Origin of the sequence: Streptomyces sp. TM32 (assembly GCF_004122755.1) — a bacterium.
In the GTDB taxonomy this organism is placed as follows: Bacteria; Actinomycetota; Actinomycetes; order Streptomycetales; family Streptomycetaceae; genus Streptomyces; species Streptomyces sioyaensis.
Window position 1 is genome coordinate 1 of the sequence record NZ_SDIG01000225.1, and the last position, 8,568, is coordinate 8,568.

5 protein-coding genes are annotated in these 8,568 nt (G+C 72.6%); 2 read left to right on the forward strand and 3 right to left on the reverse strand.

Features of this window, described 5'->3' with window-relative positions; all coding sequences use genetic code 11:
- Positions 1 to 26: 26 nt before the first annotated feature.
- From EST92_RS29430 to EST92_RS29440, 3 genes are read right to left on the reverse strand one after another with little or no spacing between them, the layout of a single operon-like run.
- Positions 27 to 698, reverse strand: a complete 672-nt coding sequence (locus EST92_RS29430; protein ID WP_129283744.1) for a TetR family transcriptional regulator — start codon at positions 696 to 698, stop codon at positions 27 to 29.
- Positions 695 to 2,815, reverse strand: a complete 2,121-nt coding sequence (locus EST92_RS29435) for a YhgE/Pip domain-containing protein (protein WP_129283745.1) — start codon at positions 2,813 to 2,815, stop codon at positions 695 to 697. The genes EST92_RS29430 and EST92_RS29435 overlap by 4 nt, the downstream gene beginning before the upstream one ends.
- Complete coding sequence (locus tag EST92_RS29440) at positions 2,787 to 3,701, reverse strand: ATP-binding cassette domain-containing protein (protein ID WP_129283746.1); 915 nt, start codon at positions 3,699 to 3,701, stop codon at positions 2,787 to 2,789. The genes EST92_RS29435 and EST92_RS29440 overlap by 29 nt, the downstream gene beginning before the upstream one ends.
- Before the next feature lie 237 nt (positions 3,702 to 3,938).
- On the opposite strand from EST92_RS29440, the gene EST92_RS29445 reads away from it, so the two are divergent.
- Together EST92_RS29445 and EST92_RS29450 are read left to right on the forward strand one after the other, a co-directional pair.
- A complete protein-coding gene (locus EST92_RS29445) occupies positions 3,939 to 6,755 on the forward strand; it encodes a discoidin domain-containing protein (RefSeq protein WP_129283747.1) in 2,817 nt (938 codons plus the stop codon).
- Between the two features lie 212 nt (positions 6,756 to 6,967).
- On the forward strand, positions 6,968 to 8,568 hold a 1,601-nt coding region (locus EST92_RS29450), incomplete at its 3' end, for an ABC transporter ATP-binding protein (protein WP_135789076.1).

The window sequence follows — 8,568 nt, forward strand, 5'->3', positions numbered from 1 at the left end:
CCGGGGCCGGGGCCCCGGGGACGGCTCTAGCACCCGCCCGGCCCGGTTCCCACCCGCCCGTGCAGCAGTCGGGACAGCGCCGCGTGGACGTCCTCGACGGAGCGGTCCGGCTGGAAGGACTGCCAGTCGAGGGCGGCCACCAGGACCATGCCGAGGAGGGCGGAGGCGGTGAGGGAGATGTCGAGTTCCGCGGAGAGCTCGCCGGCGGCCACGGCGTCCCGCAGGACGGACTCGACGACGGTCAGGGCCCGGCCGCGGACGGAGGTGAGGGTGGCGCGCCAGGTGCGGTTGGTGCGCCACAGTTCGGCGACGTAGAGCTGCATCAGGGCGGGGGAGCCGGCGATGAAGTCCAGGCCGGCCCGGATCATGGCGTCCAGGGCGTCGACCCGGGTGCCGCCGGCGGCCACCGTGGCGTCGGCGGCCCGGCGCAGCGAGCCGGAGAGCAGGTCCATGCCGTCCCGCAGCAGCTCCTCGTAGAGGACGTTCTTGCTGGCGAAGTTGTAGTAGACGGTGCCCTTGGCGACGCCGGCGCGGTCGGCGATCTCGTCGACGGTGGTGGCCGAGAAGCCCTGTTCCGCGATGAGGACGACGGCGGCGTCGAAGAGCCGGCGGCGCGTCGAGGCACGCCGCGGAGCGGGGTCGGCCCCCGGGGCGGCGCCGTCGCCGGCACCGTCCCGGGGGCTCGCGAGCACACTCACAGGCTCAGTTCCGGGTGCAGGTCCTTCATCCGTACGACCTGCCGGCTGCGCGCCGCGAGGGCGGTCAGGGCCAGCGCGCCGAGGGTGAAGGCCACCAGGACGCCGCAGCCCTGCCAGACGATGCCGAGGTCACCGCCGGTGATCAGCCGGCGCAGGCCGTCGACCACGTAACTCATCGGCAGGAACGGGTGGATGGCGGCGAAGAAGCCGGGGCTGGTCTGCACCGGGTAGGTGCCGCCCGCCGAGGTCAGCTGGAGCATCAGCACGATCAGGGTCAGCACCCGGCCGGCCGGCCCGAAGAACGCGCCCAACAGCTGGATGATGGCGGTGAAGCAGGCCGTGGCCAGCAGCAGGAAGCCGACGGTGCCGGCCGAGCGGGCCATCTGCAGGCCGAGGCCCCAGTGCAGGACGGCCATCAGGGCCAGTACCTGGACGACGCCGACGGCGTAGGCCGGCAGCCAGGAGCCGAGGGTGATCCGCCAGCCCGGGGCGCCCGCGGCCAGGGCCCGCTTGCCCAGCGCCGGGAGCAGCATGAACGCGACCATCGCGCCGACCCACAGGGAGAGCGGGATGAAGTACGGCGCCAGGCCGGTGCCGTAGTTGGGCGCCTTGTGCATCGACTTGGCGGCCAGCTCGACCGGGTCGGCCATCACCTCGGTGCGGGCGTCGCGGTCCTTCTTGTTGTAGTCCGGGATCTTGGCGACGCCGCTGTGCAGGCCGTCGGCCAGCTGGTTGGTGCCGTCCTTGAGCTTGAAGAGACCGCCGGTGAGCTTGGTGGCGCCGTTCTTGGCGGTGCCGACGCCGCTGTGGACCTTGCCGGCGCCGTCGGCGACCTTGCCCGCGCCGTCGGCGAGGGTGCCGATGCCGTCGGCGAACAGCCCCGCGCCCTGCGAGACCTTGTGGGCGCCGGCGTTGAGCGCGTTGATCTGACGGATCGCGTTGTCCGCGCGCTGCCCGATGCCCGGTGCCTGCTCGGCGACCATCACCGCGCCCTGGTGCACCTCGCGCAGCTTGCTGCGCAGCGGCCCGAAGTCCGCCCCGGCGACGGCGTCGTGGACCTTCTCCGCCGCGTCGGCGGCCACCTTGCTGCCGTCCGCGAGCGCCTTCAGCTTCGCGCAGTCGGGGTCGGTGTCCAGCAGCCCGCCGCAGCGGTCCTGGTAGATCTCCGCGGCGTTGTCGGCGTTCTTGCGGGCCTGCGTGGCGGCCTTGGCGGAGTCGCTCGGCAGGGTGTCGAGGACGTCGTCGAGGGTCTCGGTGGCGTCGGCGACGAACTGCGCGCCCGCACCGATCTCCTTGCCGTGCTCGCGCAGGTAGGGCAGGTCCTTCTTGGCGATGCCGTGGACCTTGTCGGCGAGCTGCTGGGTGCCGTCCGCGACCTTGCCCGCGCCCGCGCTGAGCTCATGGGCCTTGGCGACGGCCGATGAGGCGCCCCTGCTCAGGTCACCGGCGCCCTGACTGACCTTGCCGGCGCCCTCGTTGAGCTTGCCGAGGCCGTCCGCGAGGTCGCCGGAGCCCTTCTTGGCCGAGCCGACGCCCTTGTCGACCTTCCCGGCCCCGTCCGCCGCCTTGGCGGTCTGGTCGTGCAGGTCCGAGAACGAGATGAAGATCTTGTCGAGCATGGCGCGCGACGAGCTCGCCGAGGTCTTGGCCCGGATCTCGGAGAAGACCGACTTCGAGATCGAGCCGACGACGTAGTTGTTGGCGTCGTTCGTACGGACCTTGAGCGCGCCGGTCTGCGGGTCGTCACCCGAGCTGGAGGCGATCCGCTTGCTGAAGTCCTGCGGGACGGTCAGCGAGAGGTAGTACGTGCCGTTCTCGACGCCCTTGGCGGCGTCCGCGGCGCTGACCTCCTCCCAGTGGAAGGTCTTGCTGTCCTTGACCTTGTCGGCCAGGTCGTCGCCCGCGGTGATCTTCTTGCCGTCGGCGGTGGCGCCGCGGTCGTCGTTGACGAGGGCGACCGGGATCTTGTCCAAGCGGCTGTAGGGGTCCCAGAAGGAGCACAGATACAGCGCTCCGTACAGCAGGGGGATCAGCGTCAGGGCCACCAGACCCAGCCGGGGAAGCTTTCCCCTGCTGAACCGCCTGAGCTCAAGAGCGGCCAGTCTCGGCGAGCGCATGCGCTGTCTCCTCCTCGTTGTCGTCGTCGGTGCGGGGGTGGGTGCGGTCCGCGGTCCCGGAACCGTCGGCAGGCACCCCGTCGGCGGGTGCCGCGTCGGCGGGTGCCGCGTCGGCGGGCGCCGCCTCGGCTTCGGCCTTGGCCTCGGGCTCGGACTCGGCCTCTACTGCGGCCTCGGCCTCGGCCGGCGGTGCGGGCGTGGTGCGCACGATCAGGGCGTCCGCGGGGGCCCCGCCGCCGGCGGCCACGACGGTGGTGCCGGCCCGGGCCAGGTCCCGCAGCAGCTGCCAGGCCTCGGTGCGTTCCTCCGCCGACAGCTTGAGGTCGACATCGTCGACGGCCAGCAGCTGCGGGCCGTGCATGATCCCGAGGGCGACGGAGAGCCGCAGCGCCTCGATCCGCTCCAGATCCCGGACGGCCGTCCCCAGGCCCTTGACGAGGGTGCCGGGGTCGAGCCGGACGGCCGCGAGGGCGGCGTCGATCCGGGCCCGGGTGGCCTGCTTCTGGCGCCGGCCCCAGGGGAGCGAGGCGCCCAGACCCTGGAAGCGGTGGCCCAACAGGGCCTGCTCCTTGAGGTGTTCGCCGACCGTGAGGGCCGGTTCGAGTTCGACGACGCCGGGTACGTGGGCGATGGCGGTACGGCTGCGCACCGTGCCCATGCGCTTGGGGAGCGGGAGTCCGGCGACCGTCGCCTCGCCCGCGGTGATCCGCATCCGGCCGGTGAGGGCCAGCAGCAGGCAGGTACGGCCGGAGCCGGAGGAGCCCTGGACGGCGATCAGCGCGCCCGGCTCCGCGGTGATGTCGATGCCCTGGAACGCCCACCCCCGTGGGCCCTCCACACCTATTCCTCGGGCGTTGACCGCCGCCCCCTGGCGGGTGGTGTTCACGAACACCCCTCCCCTTTGATCTGACTGGTCAGTCTAAAAGTGTAGCCCCATCAGCGGGCTCGCTGACCCATCGGGGTCCTCGGAACGAACGAGAGGTGACCGAGTGCGGGAATCGCGGGACCCGAACGGCGGATACGCCCTAGGGTGCCGTGCAGGCGGGGGCCTGATGATGTTCACGGTGATGTCCGTTCCGCAGGGGACGACGCGGTACGGACGCGCACGTCACAACGGAGAACCATGGATCATTCGGCACAGCACCCCGTCGACCGGCCGCCGCGCGAGGAGACACCGCGGCGACGGTCTGCCCACCGTTCGCGCAAGCTGGTCGCCCCGCTGCTCGCGGGGGCCCTGGTCGCGGTCCTCGCGCCCATATCGGCCTCGGCCGCCGCGCCCGCCCGGGTGCCCGCGGGGGGCCCGCCCGCCGGCGGCGCGGCCGAGGGCGCCCAGGGACCCTGTCTCGGCGGCGACGGCAGCGACGGCTGGACCGCCACCTCCACCAAGATCGACCCCAAGGACAGCTACCACGCCTACGTCGGCAACGGGTACCTCGGTACGCGGGTCCCGCCCAACGGCACCGGCTACGCCGCGCCCGGCGGCACGACCGGCTGGCCGCTGAAGACGCCCGAATACGACGGCTCGTTCGTGTCCGGGCTGTACGCCAAGGGCCCCAAGAACGTGCAGGGCCGGCAGGCCATCGCCGCGATACCCACCTGGTCCACGCTCGACGTCGGCACCGGCAAGGACACCTTCTCCTCGGCCACCGCACCCGGCCGGATCTCGAACTACCGCCAGACCCTCTCGCTGCGCTGCGGCTTCGTCCGTACCTCGCTGACCTGGACGGCCGCCGACGGGCGCCGCACCGACCTGGTCTACGACGTGCTCGCCGACCGCAACGACGCGCACACCGGCGCGGTCCGGCTGCGGATGACGCCCCACTGGAGCGGCGCGGCCAGCGTCACCGACGGCCTCGACGGCCGGGGCGCCCGCCGCATGGCGCCGTCCACCGCCGGCGGCGGGCAGAACGGCCGCACCATGGACGTCGGGTTCCGCACGGACGGGACGAAGACCGACGGTGCGGTGGCCTCCACCCTGCGGACCGGGCCCGGCGTACAGGCACAGCAGCCCCGCCGGGAGCCGCAGAAGGACAAGCTGAGTAACCGCCAGCGGGTGTCCTTCCCGGTGCGCAGCGGCCGCTCCTACGAGCTGACCAAGTACGTCGGCGTGGACACCGCGCTCACCTCCCGCTCACCGCGGGCCGCCGCCGACGCCGCCTCGCGCCGGGCCGCGGACCGCGGCTGGGACGCCCTGTTCGCCCGGCACTCGGCCGCCTGGCAGCGGCTGTGGCGCAGCGACATCGAGGTCAAGGGACAGCGTGAGATGCAGTCCTGGGTGCGCTCGGCGCAGTACGGACTGCTCTCCTCCACCCGCGCCGGCAGCGACAACAGCATCGGCCCCGCCGGCCTGACCAGCGACAACTACGCCGGTGAGGTCTTCTGGGACGCCGAGACCTGGATGTACCCGGGCCTGCTCGCCACCCACCCGACGCTCGCCCGGTCCATCGTCGACTACCGCTACAAGACCCGCGCCGGCGCGCGCGCCAACGCCAAGAAGCTCGGCTACGACGGGCTGTTCTACCCCTGGACCAGCGGCAGCAAGGGCAACCTGTGGAACGAGTGCCACAGCTGGGACCCGCCGCACTGCAAGACCCAGAACCACCTCATGGGCGACATCTCCCTGGCCGCCTGGCAGTACTACCTCGCCACCAAGGACACCTCCTGGCTGAAGTCCCGCGGCTGGCCGGTCGTCAAGGGCATCGCCGAATTCTGGGCGTCCCGCGTCACCCGTAACGCCGACGGCAGCTACTCGATCAAGAACGTTGCCGGGCCCGACGAGTACAGCAACGGCGTCAACGACGGGGTCTTCACCAACGCCGGCGCCGCCACCGCCCTGCGGAACGCCACCCGCGTCGCCGCGATCCTCGGCGAGAAGGCACCGGCCTCCTGGAAGACCATCGCCGACAAGCTGCGGATCCCCTACGACGCGAAGAAGAAGGTCTTCGAGCAGTACGCCGGGTACAAGGGCACGACCATCAAGCAGGCCGACACGGTGCTGCTGATGTACCCGCTGGAATGGCCGATGTCGAAGGCGCGGGCGGCCCGCACGCTGGACTTCTACGCCGCGCGCACCGACCCGGACGGCCCGGCCATGACGGACTCGGTGCACGCCATCGACGCGGCCGCCATCGGCAAGCCCGGCTGCGCGACCTACACCTACCTCCAGCGGTCCATCAGGCCGTTCGTCCGCGGGCCGTTCAACGAGTTCTCCGAGGCGCGCGGCAACAAGGCCGGCGCCACCGACCCGCACGCCGGCAAGCCCGCCCAGGACTTCCTCACCGGCAAGGGCGGCTTCCTGCAGACCTTCACCAACGGACTGACCGGGCTGCGGCTGCGGGAGAACGCGGTGCGCCTCGACCCGATGCTGCCGCCGCAGCTGTCCCAGGGCGTCACCCTGCGCGGGCTGCACTGGCAGGGCCGGACCTATGACATCGAGATCGGCGCGCACCAGACCACGGTGCGGCTGACCGCCGGGGCACCGATGAAGATCGAGACGCCCGAGGGCGACAAGATCGTCAGCCGGGGCGTGCCGGCCGTCCTGAAGACCCGCCGCCCGGACCAGACGGCGACGTCGAACGCGGCCCGTTGCACCCCGGCCACGGCGACCTCGGAGGAGCCCGGCATGTACGCGGGCGCCGCGGTGGACGGCAACGCCACCACCGCATGGGTGCCCAACGCCGCCACCGGCACCCTCACCGTCGACCTCGGCCGGCCCACCCTCATCGGCCAGATCACCCCGCACTGGACCGCGACCCGACCCAAGTCGTACAACGTCCAGGTCTCCCGGGACGGAAAGCACTGGTCGGGCACCGGATACTCGGGCCGGACCACGGCGCGGTACGTACGGGTCACGGTCGAGGGCGACCGGACCCCGGCGGCGGGCGGCAAGCCCAAGCCGCATCCGGGGATCACCGAGCTGAGCGTGCAGCGCCTGAAGTAGCCCGCTGCGCCGCACCCGGCGACGGCCCCGCCCCGCACCCGCGGGGCGGGGCCGTCGCGCTGCTCCCGCTCCGGCGCGCGCCCGGCCCGCGTCGCTGCTCGTACCGGCGCACGCCCGGCCCGCGTCCGCCGGAAAATGTCACGGCGGGATGAAATCCGCCGCCGGCGGTGTTGGTGGCCATGCGGTAAGTGTCGAGGCGCGGGAGGCACCGGGTGGCGGGGACGGACAGGGCACGAGAGGGCTGGGCGCGGCGGCTGAGCCGCGACTGCTGGCAGTACAAGAAGGACGTGCTGCTCGCGCTGGGCGCCTCGCTCGCCGGCATGGCGGTGCTGGCCCTGGTCCCGCTCGTACCGCGGCTGATCATCGATGACGTCATCATCCGGCATGAGCGCCCGCTCGGCCCCTGGGCCGGCGTGCTGGTCGTCGCCGCGGTCGTGGTCTACGTCCTGACGTACATACGCCGCTTCTACGGCGGCCGGCTCGCCCTGGACGCCCAGCACGACCTGCGGATCCGGATGTTCGCCGCGATCGCCCGGCTCGACGGGCGGCGGCAGGACGAGCTGAGCACCGGCCAGGTCGTCGGCCGCGCCACCAGCGACCTCCAGCTGATCCAGAGCCTGCTGTTCATGGTCCCGATGATGATCGGGAACGTCCTGCTGTTCGTGATCTCGCTGGTCGTGATGGTGTTGCTGTCCCCGCTGCTCACCGTCGTCGCGCTGGCCGCCGCCCCGGCCCTGTGGTTCATCGCCCGGCGCAGCCGCACCCGGCTGTTCCCCGCCACCTGGTACGCCCAGGGGCAGGCCGCCGCGGTGGCCGGTGTCGTGGACGGTGCGGTCACCGGCGTGCGGGTCGTCAAGGGTTTCGGGCAGGAGGAGCAGGAGACCGGCAAGCTGCGTGAGGTCAGCCGCCGGCTGTTCGCCGGACGGCTGCGCACGGTCCGGCTCAACGCCCGCTACACCCCCGCGCTGCAGGCCGTCCCCGCGCTCGGCCAGGTCGCGATGCTGGCCCTCGGCGGCTGGATGGCCACCCAGGGACACGTCACCCTCGGCACCTTCGTCGCCTTCTCCACCTACCTCGCGCAGCTGGTCGGACCCGTCCGGATGCTGGCGATGATGCTGACCGTCGGCCAGCAGGCGCGGGCCGGCGTGGAGCGGGTCTACGAGCTGATCGACACCGAGCCGGCCCTCCAGGAGCGGGCTTTCGCCCACGCGCTGCCCGCCGACGCCCCCGCAACCGTCGAATTCGACCGGGTGACCTTCGCCTACGCCCCGCCGCACCGCGGTGACGACAGTGCCGACGGGGAGCCCGCGGCGGCAGGCGCCGCCCGCCCCGTTCTCGACGCGTTCTCGCTGCGCATCGAGGCCGGCGAGACCGTCGCCGTGGTCGGCACGTCCGGCAGCGGCAAATCCACCGTCTCGCTGCTGCTGCCCCGCTTCTACGACGCCACCGCGGGCCGCGTCCTGATCGGCGGCCACGACGTACGCGAGCTGACCCTTGCGTCGCTGCGCGGCGCCATCGGGCTGGTCCCCGAGAGCAGCTTCCTGTTCTCCGACTCCGTACGCGACAACATCGCGTACGGCCACCCGGAGGCCACCGACGCACAGGTGCGTGCCGCGGCCCGCGCCGCCCAGGCCGACGACTTCATCTCGGCGCTTCCCGAGGGCTACGACACCAAGGTCGGCGAGCAGGGCCTGACGCTGTCCGGCGGCCAGCGGCAGCGCGTCGCCCTGGCCCGCGCCCTGCTCACCGACCCCCGGCTGCTGATCCTGGACGACGCCACCTCGGCGGTGGACGCCCGGGTCGAGCACGAGAT

What these genes read in the sequence shown, in the direction of transcription:
- EST92_RS29435 (WP_129283745.1), bottom strand. Translation starts at nt 2,815, where the DNA reads ATGCGCTCGCCGAGACTGGCCGCTCTTGAGCTCAGGCGGTTCAGCAGG.
- EST92_RS29445 (WP_129283747.1), top strand. Translation starts at nt 3,939, where the DNA reads ATGGATCATTCGGCACAGCACCCCGTCGACCGGCCGCCGCGCGAGGAG.